Source organism: Pseudomonas sp. JV245A, assembly GCF_032424515.1.
Lineage (GTDB): Bacteria > Pseudomonadota > Gammaproteobacteria > Pseudomonadales > Pseudomonadaceae > Aquipseudomonas > Aquipseudomonas protegens.
Genome location: NZ_VYKE01000004.1, coordinates 40,285 through 57,062, shown reverse-complemented (window position 1 = coordinate 57,062; position 16,778 = coordinate 40,285). Strand labels below are relative to the sequence as shown.

Annotated in this window: 13 protein-coding genes; 5 read left to right on the top strand and 8 right to left on the bottom strand. The window is 64.5% G+C overall.

The features are described 5' to 3' along the window. Positions 1 to 339: 339 nt before the first annotated feature. Positions 340 to 1,623, bottom strand: coding sequence for an NAD(P)/FAD-dependent oxidoreductase (locus F6S12_RS02330; RefSeq protein WP_065364889.1), 1,284 nt, complete (start codon positions 1,621 to 1,623; stop codon positions 340 to 342). A 113-nt stretch (positions 1,624 to 1,736) separates the two neighbouring features. Further along, a complete protein-coding gene (locus F6S12_RS02325) occupies positions 1,737 to 3,227 on the bottom strand; it encodes an aldehyde dehydrogenase family protein (RefSeq protein ID WP_011058964.1) in 1,491 nt (496 codons plus the stop codon). A gap of 170 nt (positions 3,228 to 3,397) precedes the next feature. On the opposite strand from F6S12_RS02325, the gene F6S12_RS02320 reads away from it, so the two are divergent. The 3 genes from F6S12_RS02320 (at position 3,398) to nadE (ending at position 6,548) form a co-directional block, all read left to right on the top strand. Further along, positions 3,398 to 4,300 (top strand): LysR family transcriptional regulator, encoded by a 903-nt coding sequence (locus F6S12_RS02320; protein WP_015633948.1) that lies wholly within the window; start codon positions 3,398 to 3,400, stop codon positions 4,298 to 4,300. A 202-nt stretch (positions 4,301 to 4,502) separates the two neighbouring features. Then, positions 4,503 to 5,717, top strand: a complete 1,215-nt coding sequence (pncB, locus tag F6S12_RS02315) for a nicotinate phosphoribosyltransferase (RefSeq protein WP_015633947.1) — start codon at positions 4,503 to 4,505, stop codon at positions 5,715 to 5,717. Between the two features lie 3 nt (positions 5,718 to 5,720). Then, positions 5,721 to 6,548 carry an ammonia-dependent NAD(+) synthetase gene (nadE, locus tag F6S12_RS02310; RefSeq protein ID WP_053148788.1) on the top strand — a complete coding sequence of 276 codons (828 nt, stop codon included), beginning with the start codon at positions 5,721 to 5,723 and terminating at the stop codon, positions 6,546 to 6,548. Positions 6,549 to 6,701: 153 nt separating this feature from the next. Here nadE and azu read toward each other — a convergent pair whose 3' ends face one another. Further along, a complete protein-coding gene (gene azu / locus F6S12_RS02305; RefSeq protein ID WP_011058960.1) occupies positions 6,702 to 7,148 on the bottom strand; it encodes an azurin in 447 nt (148 codons plus the stop codon). A 351-nt stretch (positions 7,149 to 7,499) separates the two neighbouring features. Between azu and F6S12_RS02300 the strand changes: the two genes are divergently transcribed. Together F6S12_RS02300 and F6S12_RS02295 are read left to right on the top strand one after the other, a co-directional pair. Beyond that, entirely contained in the window at positions 7,500 to 8,087 is a 588-nt protein-coding gene (locus F6S12_RS02300; RefSeq protein WP_236203986.1) for a TIGR00730 family Rossman fold protein, read from the top strand. Positions 8,088 to 8,155: 68 nt separating this feature from the next. After that, positions 8,156 to 8,332 carry a hypothetical protein gene (locus F6S12_RS02295; protein WP_011058958.1) on the top strand — a complete coding sequence of 59 codons (177 nt, stop codon included), beginning with the start codon at positions 8,156 to 8,158 and terminating at the stop codon, positions 8,330 to 8,332. Between the two features lie 109 nt (positions 8,333 to 8,441). Here F6S12_RS02295 and F6S12_RS02290 read toward each other — a convergent pair whose 3' ends face one another. From F6S12_RS02290 to F6S12_RS02270, 5 genes are all read right to left on the bottom strand, one after another. Next, the gene (locus F6S12_RS02290; protein WP_011058957.1) at positions 8,442 to 9,332 is read right to left on the bottom strand and encodes a transglutaminase N-terminal domain-containing protein; all 891 of its coding nucleotides are present in this window, start codon (positions 9,330 to 9,332) and stop codon (positions 8,442 to 8,444) included. Beyond that, entirely contained in the window at positions 9,332 to 11,818 is a 2,487-nt protein-coding gene (locus F6S12_RS02285) for a circularly permuted type 2 ATP-grasp protein (protein WP_015633945.1), read from the bottom strand. Before F6S12_RS02285 ends, F6S12_RS02290 begins: the two co-directional genes overlap by 1 nt. A gap of 87 nt (positions 11,819 to 11,905) precedes the next feature. Continuing rightward, entirely contained in the window at positions 11,906 to 15,181 is a 3,276-nt protein-coding gene (locus F6S12_RS02280; protein ID WP_161466577.1) for a DUF2126 domain-containing protein, read from the bottom strand. A 171-nt stretch (positions 15,182 to 15,352) separates the two neighbouring features. Next, a complete protein-coding gene (locus tag F6S12_RS02275) occupies positions 15,353 to 15,802 on the bottom strand; it encodes a hypothetical protein (protein ID WP_152685904.1) in 450 nt (149 codons plus the stop codon). Further along, positions 15,799 to 16,740 carry an NAD synthetase gene (locus tag F6S12_RS02270; RefSeq protein ID WP_186355319.1) on the bottom strand — a complete coding sequence of 314 codons (942 nt, stop codon included), beginning with the start codon at positions 16,738 to 16,740 and terminating at the stop codon, positions 15,799 to 15,801. Before F6S12_RS02270 ends, F6S12_RS02275 begins: the two co-directional genes overlap by 4 nt. Between the last annotated feature and the right edge of the window lie 38 nt (positions 16,741 to 16,778).

Sequence of the window (16,778 nt, the reverse complement as noted above, 5' to 3'; positions counted from 1 at the left end):
GTTGGCACTGCGACTTCACTAAGGTTGCTCAGAGCAAGCGCCGTGCCAGTGGTTTTTTATTCTGAAAAAAGTCGCTGTCTTATTGTTATTTCGACTGTTTCGAGCCCTTTTTTATTGGGCGTGCAACCGTCTAAACCGCGGAAGGTAAAACCCTGCTTTTTAATGGGCGCAACCCATGCGTGCCATCATTGCAACCGCGACACAATTCAACGTGCAACCCTGCTGTAACAGCTCGCGTCACCGAACTGCACACTGCTGGTGCGAGACTGCTACGAGCCGCACCATTACAGGCTAGTCGCTGCATCGAAAAGCGTCGTCGGCCGCCCACTATTTCCTTGTTCAGATCACAATTCGCAGGCACTGGCCCGCGTGGTAGAGGGAGAAGCCGGCTTCGTACAGGCAACTGCGCAAGCCCACGCCGGCCAGGGGCTGCATGGCTGCGAAGGGGATCGGCAGGGCCTGGGGGTCGCCGTTGCACAGGTAGTCGGCGAAGGCCTTGCCCACCACGGTTCCGGTGGTCACGCCCCGGCCGTTGTAACCGGTGACAGCCACCAGGCCCGGGGCCGGCTCGAACAGGCGCATCAGGTGGTCGGGGGTGAAGGCGATGCAGCCGGTCCAGGTGCATTCCCACTCCACCGGCTTGAGGTACGGGAAGTAATGCTGCTGTACGCGGTCGGCCCAGGCCTTGAGGAACCACAAGGGCTTCTGGCTGCCATTGCCCAGGCTGCCCAGCAACAGGCGGCCCTCGGCATCCCGGCGGATGCTGCTGAGCACCTGTCGGGTATCCCAGGAGCCCTGGCCCCCGGGCAGGATCTGCCGGGCCGCTTCTTCGGTCAGGGGCGCGGAAGCCACCTGGTAGTAGTAGCCGGGGAAGAAGTTGCGCCGCAGCTCGGTCCAGTCGCCTTCGGTGTAGGCGTTGGAGGCGATCACCACCTGCTCGGCCAGCACCGAGCCCTGCTCGGTCTGCACCGACCAGCGCTGGCCCTGGCGCTCCAGGCGGGTGACCGGGGAATGGTCGAACAGACGCCCGCCCAATTCCGTCGCCGCCCTGGCCAGGCCGCTGACGTAAGCCATGGGGTTGAGGGTTCCCGCCCGCCGGTCGAGCAGGGCCGCGGCAATCTTGCGAGTGCCGGTGGCCGCCTCGCACGCCGCGCCGCTCAGCAACTCCACGGGGGCCCCGCGACGTTTCCACTGTTCTTCACGGCTGCGCAGATCGGCCTCGCCCCGGGCGTTGTGGGCCATGTGCAAAGTGCCTTCGCGGCGCAGCTGGCAATCGATGTGGTACTTGTCCACCAGGCTGAACACCAATGACGGCGCCGCGCCGAGCATGCGGTTGAGCTGGCTGCCCACCTGCTCGCCGAAACCGGCCTCGATCTCGTCCGGCGGGATCCACATGCCGGCGTTCACCAGCCCGACGTTGCGCCCTGAACCGCCGTGCCCCGCGCGGTGGGCTTCGACCACACAGACCCGCTTGCCCTGCTCCAGCAAATGCACGGCGGCCGACAGCCCGGTGAAGCCGGCGCCGATGATGCACACATCCGCCGTCAGCTCGCCCTTGAGCGGCGCTCTGTCAGGCCGTTGCGGGGTGAGTGTTTCCCACAGACATTGTTCTTGTAGCGCCATTGCCAGACTCCGAAATCAACGAACCACAGACGCTGAAACGCACTTGCCGCTGTTCGCCAACAAGCTGGCTCCTACAAACCTCCCCGTAGGAGCGAGCGTGCTCGCGAAAAGACTCAATCGAAGGTGATGCCCTGGGCCAGCGGCAGCTCCCGGGAGTAGTTGACGGTGTTGGTCTGGCGCCGCATGTAGCCGCGCCAGGCATCGGAGCCGGATTCGCGACCGCCACCGGTTTCCTTCTCGCCGCCGAAGGCGCCGCCGATCTCTGCGCCGCTGGGGCCGATGTTGACGTTGGCGATGCCGCAGTCGCTGCCCACCGCCGACATGAACTGCTCGGCTTCACGCACGTCGGTGGTGAAGATGCAGGACGACAGGCCCTGAGGCACGGCGTTGTTCAGGCGCAGCGCTTCTTCGAAGTCGTTGTAGCCGATCACATAGAGGATCGGCGCGAAGGTTTCGCTGCACACCACCTCGCTCTGCTCGGGCATTTCGACGATGGCCGGCGACACGTAGTAGGCGTTGGGGAACTGGTCCTGCAACTGGCGCTGGCCGCCGAAGACCCGGCCGCCCTCGCTCAGGGCCTGCTCCAGGGCATCCTGCATGGCCTCGAAACTGTGCTTGTCGATCAGCGGGCCGATCAGGTTGCCTTCCAGCGGATGGCCGATGCGCACCTTGGAATAGGCCGTCTTGAGGCGGCTGATGATTTCCTCTTTCACCGACTCGTGGGCAATCAGGCGACGCAGGGTGGTGCAACGCTGGCCGGCGGTACCCACGGCGCTGAACAGGATGGCGCGCACCGCCATGTCCAGGTCGGCGCTGGGGCCGAGAATCATGGCATTGTTGCCCCCCAGTTCGAGAATGCTGCGGGCAAAACGCGCGGCCACCTTGGGCGCCACTTCGCGGCCCATACGGGTACTGCCGGTGGCGCTGATCAGGGCCACCCGCGGATCGTCCACCAGGGCGGCACCGGCATCACGGCCGCCGATGATCACCTGGCTCAGGTATTCGGGAGCATCCTGGAAGTTCTTCAACACGCGCTCCAGCAGCGCCTGGCAGGCCAGGGCGGTGAGCGGGGTCTTTTCCGAGGGTTTCCAGATCACCGGGTTGCCGCAGACCAGCGCCAGGGTGGTGTTCCAGGCCCAGACCGCTACCGGGAAGTTGAAGGCGCTGATCACCCCGACAACCCCCAGGGGATGCCAGGTTTCACGCATGTGGTGGCCCGGGCGCTCGGAGGCGATGGTCAGGCCGTAGAGCTGGCGCGACAGGCCGACGGCGAAGTCGCAGATGTCGATCATTTCCTGCACTTCCCCCAGGCCTTCCTGGGTGATCTTGCCGGCTTCCCAGGACACCAGCTCCCCCAGGTCGGCCTTGTACTCGCGCAGCACCTCGCCGAATTGCCGCACCAGCTCACCGCGACGGGGTGCCGGCACCTTGCGCCACAGGGCGAATGCATGCTCTGCGCGACTGACCTGCTGCTCCACCTCGGCGGCGCCCTGCCAGTTCACCGCGGCGATCCGGCTGCCGTCGATGGGCGAGTGCACAGGCTGGGTGCCCGACTGGTACAGGGCCGGGTTGACACCCAGACGATCAAGCAATGCGGCAACCATGGGGTTACTCCTTACAGATGAAAGCGAAAGAACCAGGCCGCTGCGACGGCCATCAAGGCTAGTAGTTGTAGCTGGCCCGAGACTTGCCAACAAACGACCTTTAAGCGAGATATCATTCCGTTTATTCATGCTGAGCCGCTCGCTGGCACCCATAAGAACAAGGACCACCCATGCTCAACAAACGCTACTTGCCGTCGATCACCGCCCTGCAGTGCTTCGAGGCCGTGACCCGGCACCTGAGCTTCACCCGTGCGGCCGAAGAGCTCAACCTGACCCAGAGCGCGGTGAGCAAGCAAGTGGCGCAACTGGAAGAGCTGCTGCAACACCTGCTGTTTCGTCGGGTACGGCGGCGCCTGCAACTGACTCCGGCCGGCGACCTGTACCTGGTGGAGGTGCGCAAGATCCTCACCCAGGTGGAGATGTCTACCCATTACCTGCGTTCCTACGGCGGCGAGACCGAAGTCCTACGAGTCTCCACGCCTTACACTTTTGGCGCCCGCTGGCTGGTGCCGCGCCTCAAGGGCTGGCGACTGCGCCACCCGCACATCCACCTGGACCTGTGCAATGAGCAAGAGCCTGACGAACTGCTCCAGGGCCATGCCGACCTGGCCTTCTACTTTGGCCAGGGTTCACGCCCCGGCACCGAGAGCCTGAAGCTGTTCAGCGAAGAGCTGGTGGCGGTCTGCGCCCCTGACAGCCTGCCCGCCGAGCCCTTGACCGACCCCAGGCAACTCACTGAACTGGTGCTGTTGCAGAACGCTTCACGGCCCCAGGGCTGGCACGAATGGTTCGACCAACAGGGCTACCAGACCGAGCACAGCTACCACGGCCCACGCTTCGAAACCTTCTATATGTGCATTCGTGCGGCCCAGGTCGGCTGCGGGGTCGCCCTGCTGCCACGTTTTCTGGTGGAAGAAGAACTGGCTGAAGGCAAGCTGGTGATCGCCTGGGAATACGCCATGCCCAGCCAGGACGCCTATTACCTGGCCTACCCCGAACACTCGGCGGAAGTGCCCAAGGTCCGGGACTTCGTGCGCTGGATGCTCGAACACAACGACTCGCCCCTCCCGTAGGAGCCGGTTTGCCGGCGATGGGGCCCTTGAGCCCTGCTCAAGACTGAAGATCCGTTCGCTGGCAAGCCAGCTCCTACGGCCGGAGAATGGCCCGCCACAAAAAACACTGGCAAAGCGCTGCGCGTCTATGCGCCACTAGCGCCTTCATTGAAAGAGCTGAATGCCGCACTTGTCCGTCGCGGCCAGCATGGAGATTCCCGTTATGAGCGAGAGTGTGTTTGCCGATCGCATCGTGCAGAACCTGCTCGACACCGACTTCTACAAACTGACCATGATGCAGGCGGTGCTGCACAACTACCCCAACGTCGAGGTGGAATGGGAGTTTCGTTGCCGTAACAGCGAGGACCTGCGGCCCTATCTGGCAGAGATCCGCTACCAGTTCGAGCGCCTGGCGGAACTGAGCCTGAGCGCCGACCAGTTGGGCTTTCTCGAACGAATCAGCTTCCTCAAGCCGGATTTCCTGCGCTTTCTCGGGCTGTTTCGCTTCAACCTGCGCTACGTGCATACCGGCATCGAGGACGGCGAGCTGTTTATCCGCCTGCGCGGCCCCTGGCTGCACGTGATCCTGTTCGAAGTGCCGATGCTGGCCATCATCAGCGAGGTGCGCAACCGCTACCGCTATCGCGAGATCCAGCTGGTCCAGGCCCGCGAGCAGCTGTACCGCAAGTTCGACTGGCTGACCGCCAACGCCAGCAGCGAAGAACTTTCCGAGCTGCAAGTGGCGGATTTCGGCACCCGCCGACGCTTTTCCTACCGAGTCCAGGAAGAAGTAGTGAACGTGCTCAAGCACGATTTCCCCGGACGTTTTGTCGGCACCAGCAACGTGCACCTGTCCCGGGAACTGAACATGAAACCCCTGGGCACCATGGCCCACGAATGGATCATGGCCCACCAGCAACTGGGGCCGCGGCTGATCGACAGCCAGATCGCCGCCCTCGACTGCTGGGTCCGCGAATACCGTGGCTTGCTGGGCATCGCCCTGACGGATTGCATCACCACCGATGCCTTCCTCGGCGATTTCGACCTGTTCTTCGCCAAGCTGTTCGACGGCCTGCGCCACGACTCCGGCGACCCGATCCTCTGGGCAGAAAAGGCCATCGCCCACTACCACAAGCTGGGCATCGATCCGATGAGCAAGACCCTGGTGTTCTCCGACAGCCTGAGCCTGCCGCGCGCCCTGGAAATATTCCGTGCGCTGCGGGGGCGGATCAATGTCAGCTTCGGCATCGGCACCAACCTGACCTGTGACATTCCCGGTGTCGAGCCGATGAGCATCGTGCTTAAAATGGCTGCCTGCAATGGCCAGCCCGTCGCCAAGATCTCCGATGAAGCGGGCAAGACCCATTGCAAGGATCCGAACTTCGTCGCTTACTTGCGCCACGTTTTCCAAGTACCTGCCCAACCTGGCAAGGAGTGAATCATGCAAGCCGTACAGCGTGAGATTGCGCAGCAGCTCAAGGTCCAAGCACCTTTTCCCGACCACGCCGCCCTTGAGGCAGAAATCGCCCGGCGCATCCGCTTCATCCAGGACTGCCTGGTCAATTCCGGGCTCAAGTCCCTGGTGCTGGGTATCAGCGGCGGCGTCGACTCCCTGACCGCCGGCCTGCTGGCCCAACGGGCGATGCGTGAATTGCGCGAACGCAGCGGGGACGATGGCTACCGCTTCATTGCCGTGCGCCTGCCCTATGAGACCCAGTTCGACGAGCACGATGCCCAGGCCTCGGTGGACTTCATCAACCCTGACGAACGCCACACCGTGAACATCGGCCCGGCGGTCAGGGCCCTGGCCAACGAAGTGGCGGCCTTCGAGGGGCAGCACGCGGTGTCCCGGGATTTCGTCCTCGGCAACACCAAGGCGCGGATGCGCATGGTGGCCCAGTACACCATCGCCGGCGCCGCCCATGGCCTGGTGATAGGTACCGACCACGCCGCCGAAGCGGTGATGGGTTTCTTTACCAAGTTCGGTGACGGCGCCTGCGACCTGGCGCCCCTGAGCGGCCTGGTGAAAAACCAGGTGCGCTCCATTGCCCGCTATTTCGGCGCGCCGGAGTCCCTGGTGGAAAAAGTCCCTACCGCCGACCTCGAAGACCTGTCGCCGGGCAAGCCGGACGAAGCGTCCCACGGCGTCACCTACGCCGAGATCGACGCCTTCCTGCATGGCCAGCCGGTACGTGAGGAAGCCTTCAAGATCATCTGCGACACCTACCGCAAGACCCATCACAAACGCGTCATGCCCTTCGCCCCATGACCCGCCTCGCTCTGTAGGAGCCGGCTTGCCGGCGAATGGGCCGCTTGTGCTGCACGAGGCTCGAGGGCCTCTTCGCGGGCAAGCCCGCTCCTACGGATGCACACAAAAAAAGCGCCCCTGGGGGCGCTTTCTTGTTGCAGCCGGGCCTGATGCTTACTTCAGGACCACAGCGCCTTTCATCATCGAGTTGTGGCCCGGGAACGAGCAGAAGAACTGGTAACTTTCGCCAGCGGTCAGCTTCGATACGTCGAAGGTCACCGAATCTTTCTCGCCGGCACCGATGATCTTGGTGTGGGCGATGACACGGGTGTCGCCTTCCTTCAGGTAGCTCTTGTCGATGCCGGCGGCCATGCCGTCGGTGGCGATGCCAGCCATGTCTGCGGTCTTGCTCAGTACCCAGTTGTGGCCCATGACGTTCTTCGGCAGGCTGCCGGAGTGGGTCAGGTTCACGGTGAAGGTCTTGCAGCTCTTGTCGATGGTGATTTCCTTAGTGTTGAAGGACATCTGGTCGGTAGAGTCGACATCGACCTTGCATTCGGCGGCCATCAGTTGGCTGCTGGCCAGTGTCAACAGGGATACCGCAACGAGTTTGGCAAACATGGTGAATCTCCAAGGCAGGGTTAACAAAATCCATCTGAATCCATGGGACGGAAGACTGCCTGAATTTCTCGCAAGTTCCTATGATTTGCATCAAAAAATTGTATACAACTCTCTGCTATCGACCTGATCAAGACAATCAACCGGCCAGCGGCATGGCACGCTTCTAGAATCACGCCATCGTCCCTGATCGGAGTCACCCTCATGCCGTTGAACAGCCTGTTTCGCAGCTTGCTCGCCGCCTACGCCTGTGGCGCCAGCGGTACCCATGAAACCCCGCAACGGGAGGTTTAATACTTGGAGCGAGGCCGGCGAGCCTTTACTCTGAGGCCATCAATGACCTCGGAGTAAGGCATGTCGTTAACTTCTGTCTGTGTATTCTGTGGCGCCAGCACCGGCGCCAACCCTCTCTATCGTGAAGCCGCCCAGGCCCTGGGCCGGGCCATCGCCGAGCGCAGGCTGACCCTGGTGTATGGCGGCGGCGCGGTAGGGCTGATGGGCATCGTCGCCGACGCGGCCCTGGCGGCCGGGGGCGAAGTCATCGGGATCATTCCGCAAAGCCTGAAGGACAAGGAAATCGGCCATCGCGGCCTGACCCGCCTGGAAGTGGTGGACGGCATGCACGCCCGCAAGGCGCGCATGGCCGAGCTCAGCGACGCCTTCATCGCCCTGCCCGGCGGCCTGGGAACCCTGGAAGAACTGTTCGAAGTCTGGACCTGGGGCCAGTTGGGCTACCACCACAAGCCGCTCGGCCTGCTGGAAGTGAATGGCTTCTACGAAAAACTCAGCGGTTTTCTCGATCATATCGTCGGCGAAGGCTTCGTCCGTGCCCCGCACCGTGACATGCTGCAAATGAGCGAGTCGCCGGCCGGCCTGCTGGATGCGCTGGACGCCTGGCAACCGACGGTCCCGGACAAATGGGCCGAGCGCAAACCCAGCTAACCACCCAGGCCCGATAACAGGCAGAATACGCGCCGCTCAACCTCACCTTCGACCCCAGAGGATCGCCCATGGCCAAACCCAACTACTCCTTCGCCAAACGTCAACGTGACTTGGCCAAGGAACAGAAGAAAGAGGAAAAGCTGCAACGCAAGAAAGCCGCCGCTGAAGAAACCAGCGCACTGAACCCGGATGCAGAAGGTGAAGTGAGCGTCGACGACGCCGAGCCCGAGGCCCCCCAGGCCTGACCTGCCCCGTAGGAGCTGGCTGGCCAGCGAAAGCGCTCTCCAGCCCTACGCAATATCCGCAGGCCCCATCGCTGGCAAGCCGGCTCCTGCAAGGTCGGAAATGGCAGTGTCATGCCAGAGGCATGACGGTGACCCGAACATCCGGGTCATGGCTGCCCCCTCCCAGAATCACCCCACGCAACGGCGACACATCGGAAAAATCCCGGCCCCAGGCCAGGGTGATGTGCTCCAGCGCCGGCTGCACGTTATTGGTCGGGTCGAAATCCACCCAGCCCAGCACCGGGCAAAACACTGACACCCAGGCATGGGAAGCATCGGCGCCGATCAGCCGCGGCTGCCCCGGCGGTGGCTGGGTCAGCAGGTAGCCACTGACATAGCGCGCCGCCAGCCCTCGCGAGCGCAGGCAGGCCAGCATCAGGTGGGCGAAGTCCTGGCACACCCCGCGCCGACGTTCCAGCACCTCCACCAGCGGCGTCGCCACCTGGGTGGCTTCGGCGTCGAAAGTGAACTCACTGAAGATCTTCTCCATCAACGCCTGGGCGCCCTGCAACAGCGGCCGCCCCGGTACGAAGCAACTGGCGCAGAACTCGACAAAACTCTGCTTCAGATGCACATAAGGCGATTCGAAACGGTAGCGACAGGCTTCCAGCAACGCCTCGGACAAGGGCTGGCCGCTGTAGGTCAGGGCGCCGCGGGCGGCATCCCAGGGCAGTGACGCGGCAAAATCCAGCGCCGGCCGCTCCAGCACCTCGACACTGAGCTGGGCATTGACCAGCAATTCGTCATGGGGCCGCTCGAAGGCCAGGCGGGTCAGCGGGTTGCCGAATACATCCTGCTCGTCACGACGGCTGGTAGGGTCGGGGCTGATCAGCAATTGCCGCTCGCTGCACAGTTGCCAGGCACAGGCCCGGGGCCACAGGTGCGCCAGTTGCTGGGCCAGGGACACCGGGCTGTCGTAGCGGTAGTGGGTGTCGTGGAACACCTGGTAGCGCGCGCTCATCAGACCGACACCGTTTGCTGGCTGACATCATCCACATGGGCGAAATGCCGCAGCGCCAGGCGGTCCGAAACCTGCCCGCTGACCTCGGCGATCTCCTGCAGCAGGTCCGCCAGGCCCTCCACTGCGGCGCGCACACTGACCTCGCCGAACAGCGAGTTCTCCAGGCAGCCCAGGTCGAAATGCGCCAGGCGCTCCACCAGCCGCGGCAGCGCCAGCTCGCGGGGCACGCCGAAATCATCGTTGAGGCGCTTGAGGGTGCGGGTCACCAGCTTGAGCTGGAACAACACGGCGTGGGGGTTCTGTTCATCCAGCAGCAACAGGTCGAGGACCGGAATCAACTGCGCCACCGCCAGGTAGCGCGACCGGTAGGTGATGCTGCTGTTACCCAGCTCCAGCAGCCAGTCCAGGCCGGCCTGGTCGAAGGCCGCGGTGCCCCGCAGGAAGGCCGCGAGGCTGCTGCTGAGGAACTGCAGGCGCTCGATGCGCCGGCCAATCATCAGGAAGCGCCAGCCTTCGTCGCGGGTCATGTCGTCCAGGGCGAACCCGGAGAGCGCCGCCAGGGACATCACCAGGCGGTTGAGAAAATCCAGCAGTTCGGCGAAATCCGGCTCCGGAGTGTCCAGCTCCTGGGCCTCGCGCTGCAGCTCCACCAGGGCCTGCCAGTTTTCCCGGGACAGCTTGCCGCGTACCTGGGAAGCCGCCCACTGCAAGCGTTGCAGGTTGGAGCGCAGGCTGAAGGACCAGTCCTCACCCAACAGGGCCGCCAGCAGGCGCTCGGGCAGCTCGCCCTCATCCGGCAGCAGCATCAGGCTTTCTCCCAGGTCCACCGCGGCCAGCAAGGCTTGAGGGTCATCGCCGTCGACATAGCGCGCCAGCATGATCCGCAGCAGCCGCGCACTGTCGTCACAGCGCTCGCAATAACGGCCGAACCAGAACAGGTTTTCCACCACCCGCGACGGCAGGTAGGGATCGCGGCGCACCAGGTCATACACGCCGATGGTGCGCTGGGCCTTCCACTGCTCGCCGCTGGGCGCCCGCTCCCCCAGCACCCAGGTGTCCTTGCTGGCGCCACCGCGCTGCATCGACACCACTTCGGCACCGGCCTGGGCAGCGACCCGGGTCAGGCCTCCGGGCAGCACCCGGTAGCCGTCCTCGCTGGCCACCGCGTACACCCGCATGCCGATGGCACGGGGCTGCAGCTGCCCGTTCTCGGCCTGCCAGACCGGCGCCTGGGACAGTTGCGGCAATTCCTGGGCGACATAGGCATAGGGCCGCGCCCGCATGCGCTCAGCCAATTGCCGGCGTTGCTCGGGGTCCAGGTCGCGGCCCAGCACCGGGGTGAAGCTCTGGGAAGCGAAGGCCGGCTTGACCAGCAGATCCGGGAGTTTTTCCAGGGCCTGCTGCAGCACCGGGGCCTCGCCGCACCACCAGGTAGCGATGGACGGCAGAAGCAGTTCCTCGCCCAGCAGAAACTGGCTGATCTTCGGCAGGAAGCCCAGCAGGCCGGGGGACTCCAGCACCCCGCTGCCCAGGGCGTTGGCCACCAGCACCCGGCCCTGGCGCACCGCGTCCAGCAACCCGGGAACCCCCAGGGCCGAGTCGGTGCGCAACTCCAGCGGATCGCAGAAATCGTCGTCCAGGCGACGCATGATGGCGTGCACCCGGCGCAGGCCGCTGAGAGTCTTGAGGTACACCGTGGCATCACGCACGGTCAGGTCGCCGCCCTCCACCAGCGGGTAGCCAAGCTGTCGCGCCAGGTACAGGTGCTCGAAATAGCTCTCGTTGAACCGCCCAGGCGTCAGCAGCACCACCAGCGGCGCTTCGCTGTCCCGGGGTGCCTGGCGGGCCAGGGTTTCCTGCAGGGTGCGGAAGAACCCGGCCAGGTGCTGCACTTGCAGGTCGCGGTACAGGTCGGGGAACGCCCGGGACACGCTCATGCGGTTCTCCAGGGCATAGCCGGCCCCGGAGGGCGCCTGGGTACGGTCGGCGGTGACCCACCAGCGCCCGTCCGGGCTGCGTGCCAGGTCCACGGCGTACAGGTGCAGGAAGGTCTGTTCCGGCGGGCAGATGCCCTGGCATGGCCAGAGGAAATTGTTGTGGCCGAACACCAGTTCCGCCGGCAACAGCCCTTCGCGGATCAACCGCTGCGGGCCATACAGGTCCGCCAGCACGGCATTGAGCAGGCGAGCGCGCTGGGCGATTCCGGTGGACAGCAACTGCCATTCATCCGCTGCGATCACATGGGGCAACAGGTCCAGTTCCCAGGGCCGGTCGGCGCCCTTGGGGTCGGCATAGACGTTGTAGGTGACGCCGTTCTCGTGGATCTGCCGGGTCAGCAGCGCCTGGCGCTGGGCCAGTTGACCGGGGCTGCTGCGCTGCAACTGTTCCAGCAGCCGCTGCCAGTGCGCCCGGACCTGGCCCTGGTCATCCAGCAACTCGTGGTAGGTACCCGCCGTCAGCGGGTAACGGTCTAGCAAGTCAGGCATGGAACACTCGGCAGACGGCAGGGAAAGTCAGATTAACGCACCGCCATGACGCCCGGATATGGCTATCTCACAGGCGTCGCAGGTGGATTAGAAGCGTCGCAAATCCAGGGTCAGCGGCAACTCGGCATTGATCACCACTGGCGGCACCTCCAGGCTTCCCGGGCTATGGCCAAGGCGGAAGAAGCGCGCCATGCGCCGGCTTTCCGCCTCGTTGGCATTCACCGGCAGGCTGTCGTAATTACGCCCGCCGGGGTGGGCCACATGGTATTGGCAGCCGCCCAGGGAGCGCTGCATCCAGGTATCGAGCAGGTCGAACACCAGCGGTGCATGCACCGGGATAGTGGGTTGCAGGCAATTGGCCGGCTGCCAGGCGCGGTAACGTACCCCGGCGACAAACTCGCCGACCCGCCCAGTGGGATGCAGGGGCAGCGCCACGCCATTGCAGGTCAGCACGTGGCGCTCGGGTACCAGGCCGCCGACCTTGACCTGCAGGCGCTCCAGGGAAGAGTCGACATAACGCACCGTGCCGCCCGCCGCGCCCTCCTCCCCCAGCACATGCCAGGGCTCCAGGGCCTGGCGCAGTTCCAGCTCGATGCCACTGACGGCGTAATCGCCGACCTTGGGAAAGCGGAACTCCAGGTGCGCGGCAAACCATTCGGCCCGCAGCGGGTAGCCGGCGGCATTCAGCTCTACCAACACATCAGCGAAATCCTGTTCGATAAAGTGCGGCAACAGAAAACGATCGTGCAGTTCGGTGCCCCAGCGCGCCAATCGGGCCGGTGCGTAAGGCTCGCGCCAGAAGCGCGCCACCAGCGCCCGCAGCAGCAACTGCTGGGCCAGGCTCATGCGCGCATGGGGCGGCATTTCAAAGGCCCGCAGCTCCAGCAGGCCAAGGCGCCCAGTGGCGCCATCCGGCGAATACAGCTTATCGATGCAGAACTCGGCGCGATGGGTGTTGCCGGTGACATCGATCAACAGGTTGCGCAGCAGGCGGTCCACCAACCAGGGCGCGCACTCCTGGCCGGGAGCCGGCATCTGCGCGAAGGCAATCTCCAGCTCGTACAGCGCGTCATTGCGTGCCTCGTCGACCCTCGGTGCCTGGGACGTGGGGCCGATGAACAACCCGGAAAACAGGTAGGACAGCGACGGGTGGTTGTGCCAGTAACTGATCAGGCTGCGCAGCAGGTCGGGGCGCCGCAGGAACGGCGAGTCGGCCGGGGTGGCTCCGCCAAGGACAAAATGGTTGCCGCCACCGGTGCCGGTGTGGCGCCCATCGATCATGAACTTCTCGCTGGTCAGGCGCGTCTGCCGGGCCTGCTCATAGAGAAACTCGGTGCGCTCCACCAACTCGTCCCAACTGACCGAGGGCTGCACGTTGACTTCAATCACCCCCGGGTCCGGGGTCACCCGGAAGTTGCACAAGCGAGGGTCCGCCGGCGGCTCGTAGCCCTCCAGCAAGACCGGGCAGCGCAGCTCCTCGGCCGTGGCCTCGATCACGCTGACCAGTTGCAGGTAATCCTCCAGACGCTCCAGGGGCGGCATGAACAGGTACAACCGCCCCTCGCGCGCCTCGGCGCAGAGCGCGGTACGGGTCAGCCAGTCGGCGGACTCGTCCACCTGGGGCACCCGCTCGTCCGCCACTGCCGGCTCATCAATCGCTGCCAGCTGAGCCGCGCCCGCCAGTTCGGGAAAATCCTGGTTCGGATCGGTGGCGTGAATGAACGGATACTCCGCCGCCGTCACCCAGGGCTGGGACGCCAGGGGCAAGCGATAGCCCAGGGGCGAATCACCCGGTACCAGCCGGCAATGGCTATCGCGCAGGTACCAGCGCCCGCTCTGCCACTGGTCGCCCTTGGCGGTACGGGCCAAGGGCAGGACCTGGCCGATGACCTTGTCCAGCCCCTGGCTGAAAACCTTGCGCAGGCGCTGCCGCTCCAGGGCATCCTCCAGCCGCGAATCCTCGGCGCTGACATTCAGCGGCAGGCCGCCTTCGCGCCACAGGTAGTAGAAATTGTCCTCGTAGGCGGGAAACACAAAACGCGCAGGCAGCTTCAGACGCTCGGCGACACTGGCCAGAAAACGTCCGGCCAACAGCGCATCGGCGGCGTAATCTTCATGCTCGTCGGCAATCAGCGCGTTGTTGCGCCACACCGGTACACCGTCGCGACGCCAGTGGCAATTCAGCGACCAGCGCGGCAGTTGCTCTCCCGGGTACCACTTGCCCTGGCCGAAGTGCACCAGGCCCTGGGGCGCATAGTGCTGGCGCAGGCGCTGGAACAGCTCGCCGGCCAGGCGGCGCTTGTTCGCCCCCAGGGCTGCCGTGTTCCACTCCGGGCCATCGGGATCGTCGATGGCGACGAAAGTCGGTTCGCCGCCCATGGTCAGGCGCACATCCGCCTCCAGCAGGTCGACATCGATCTGCCGGCCCAGGGCCTGGATCGCCAGCCATTGCTCGTCGGTGTAGGGCTTGGTCACCCGGGGCGCTTCCCAGATGCGCTCCACACTCATCTCATGGCTGAATTCGCATTCGCAGGGCTCCACCAGCCCGGTGATGGGCGCTGCTGAAGAGGGGTCGGGGCTGCAGGCCAGGGGAATATGCCCTTCCCCGGCGAACAGCCCGGACGTGGCATCCAGGCCGATCCAGCCGGCGCCCGGCAGGTACACCTCGCACCAGGCATGCAGGTCGGTGAAGTCCACCTCGGTGCCGGAGGGGCCATCCAGGGATTTGACGTCCGCCGTCAGCTGGATCAGGTAGCCGGAGACAAAGCGCGCCGCCAACCCCAGGTTGCGCAGCAATTGCACCAGCAGCCAGGCCGAGTCCCGGCAGGAGCCGGAGGCGTTGAGCAGGGTCTGCTCCGGAGTCTGCACCCCGGGCTCCATGCGGATCAGGTAGGCGATGTCGGCACTCAACCGCTGGTTCAGGCCCACTAGGAAATCCACCGCCGGCAGCGGTGAGCGCGAAATGGCGTCCAGGTAAGCCTGGAACCTCGGCGTCAGGGGCAGGGTTTCCAGGTAGGGCGCCAGCTCGCGCTGTTCATCGGCGGCATAAGCGAAGGGAATCTGCTCGGCGTAGGGCTCGAGGAAGAAATCGAACGGGTTGAACACCGCCATTTCCGCCAGCAGGTCGACTTCGATACGCAGCTCGCTGGTTTTTTCCGGGAACACCAGACGCGCCAGGTAATTGCCCTGCGGGTCCTGCTGCCAATTGATGAAATGCTGCTCGGGCTGGACCTTCAGCGCATAGGAGAGAATTCGCGTGCGGCTGTGGGCCGCCGGGCGCAGGCGAACGATCTGCGGGCCCAGTTCGACGGCGCGGTCGTAGCGATAGTGCGTGACATGGTGCAATGCGACATGAATCGACACGGCGTGCCTCCTGCGAGCCTGAACGGTGGGAGAACCTGCGCAAGACTTATGCCAGCGCGCAAGTCCATGGGGTTGTTCAGCGACCCTGGGCAGTACAGCACCAAAACCGCGCAATCGATGCATCCCGGTGCAGGCAATTGCACATAAATGCGCCAGAAGGCAGGCGACGAATCAGCCGCGCTTGCGCTGCTGCTTGAGGCGCTGGCGCTGCTGGCGGATCTGCAGCAGTCGTTCGCGCATTTCCCGGTGCCGCTTGCTGTTGAGCAGCAACAGCCCGAGCAGCGGCAGCAACACGCCGAACAGGTACACCCCCTGGTGCGGGTGATACTGAAACATCGGCACCACCCCAAGCAGGCAGGCGACAAAGTAGCCGGCCACCAACCATACCGCGCGGGAAATGCCACGCACTATCAGCAGGTTGCCCAGCACCAGCAGCGGGATCAGTACCAACAGGCCAAACAGCAGGTATTCGTCGCGCTGGGGCGGTGCCATGGCGCGCCAATAAGTGGTGCCGGCCAGGGACAGCAGGAGCGAGGCACTGAAGCAGCCCAGCAGCACGGTGAGCATGAAGGTCGGGAAATAACGTACCAGGAAGTCTCTCATGCGGCCGCCATCTATCACTCGTCGAACTCCTCGTAGAGCCCCACCGCAAGGGTTTTCACCTGGCCAAGATTGCCGGAGCTGATACTCCCGCTGGTACTCAGGGCAGCGCCCAGAGCATCCTGCATCTGGGTCAGGGTGGCGTGGCGGATCTGCGTCGACGAATAGCGCCTGGGCAACGCACCGGCACGCTGTTGCAGCTTCAGCAGCTTGGAGGTCAGGCTCGGGTCCCGCAGGGTCAACAGTTCCTTGGTCAGCTTGGCCCGTTCCTGGCGGTTGAGCCCCTTGAGCAACTGCATCCAGCTTTTGCCGGTGTTCGCCGCCTTGCTGGCCTTGAGCAGCCTGAGCGTGGTCAGCGCCGAACCGCCGACACCCACCAGGGAAATGCCATCGAGAATCGGCGTGACTATGTTGTACCACTCGGCATCGTCCATGCGGTCGTTGGCCGCCGGGTCCTGGATCTCGTTGATCACCCGCGCGCCGCCAATCACGCACTGAGCGGTGCCGGCCATCGCCGCCGAGGCCCCAAGCGCTACCACCCAGACACTGGCACCGGCGGTGAAGGGCACGGCGATGCTGCCGCTGAACACCACCAGCCAGCCGATCACTGCGGCCGTGCAGGCCAGGGTGGTGTTGAAGGATTCAGTGGCCAGCCGCGATTCGCGCGGGTTGTTCTTCACCTGGTCGACGAACTGCTGGGGCGCGATGTAGCGCTTGGCCTCGCGCAAGATCACCCGCTTGGGCACGATGCTGCAGATTGGCCTGAATTCGCGCAGGGTCACGACATTGAAGTCGGCATCGATGTACACCACCCCGGCACCGGCAATCGAGGGATCGGTGTCGATGGCGGCAAACAGACGCGGCAGGTTTATCTGGCTTTCGATCCGTTGGCGGGCAAGAACCTGGGTCAGGCTGAGGTCCCTGATCACTCCGTCTAGTGGGCTGGTCACGCGGTTCATCCTTGGTCTGACGATGTGAATCTGCCTGATAGCCATGA

Excerpts from the sequence above, each read along its gene's own strand:
- F6S12_RS02330 (WP_065364889.1), bottom strand. The coding sequence starts at position 1,623 with ATGGCGCTACAAGAACAATGTCTGTGGGAAACACTCACCCCGCAACGG.
- F6S12_RS02325 (WP_011058964.1), bottom strand. The coding sequence starts at position 3,227 with ATGGTTGCCGCATTGCTTGATCGTCTGGGTGTCAACCCGGCCCTGTAC.
- F6S12_RS02320 (WP_015633948.1), top strand. The coding sequence starts at position 3,398 with ATGCTCAACAAACGCTACTTGCCGTCGATCACCGCCCTGCAGTGCTTC.
- pncB (WP_015633947.1), top strand. The coding sequence starts at position 4,503 with ATGAGCGAGAGTGTGTTTGCCGATCGCATCGTGCAGAACCTGCTCGAC.
- nadE (WP_053148788.1), top strand. The coding sequence starts at position 5,721 with ATGCAAGCCGTACAGCGTGAGATTGCGCAGCAGCTCAAGGTCCAAGCA.
- azu (WP_011058960.1), bottom strand. The coding sequence starts at position 7,148 with ATGTTTGCCAAACTCGTTGCGGTATCCCTGTTGACACTGGCCAGCAGC.
- F6S12_RS02300 (WP_236203986.1), top strand. The coding sequence starts at position 7,500 with ATGTCGTTAACTTCTGTCTGTGTATTCTGTGGCGCCAGCACCGGCGCC.
- F6S12_RS02295 (WP_011058958.1), top strand. The coding sequence starts at position 8,156 with ATGGCCAAACCCAACTACTCCTTCGCCAAACGTCAACGTGACTTGGCC.
- F6S12_RS02290 (WP_011058957.1), bottom strand. The coding sequence starts at position 9,332 with ATGAGCGCGCGCTACCAGGTGTTCCACGACACCCACTACCGCTACGAC.
- F6S12_RS02285 (WP_015633945.1), bottom strand. The coding sequence starts at position 11,818 with ATGCCTGACTTGCTAGACCGTTACCCGCTGACGGCGGGTACCTACCAC.
- F6S12_RS02270 (WP_186355319.1), bottom strand. The coding sequence starts at position 16,740 with ATGAACCGCGTGACCAGCCCACTAGACGGAGTGATCAGGGACCTCAGC.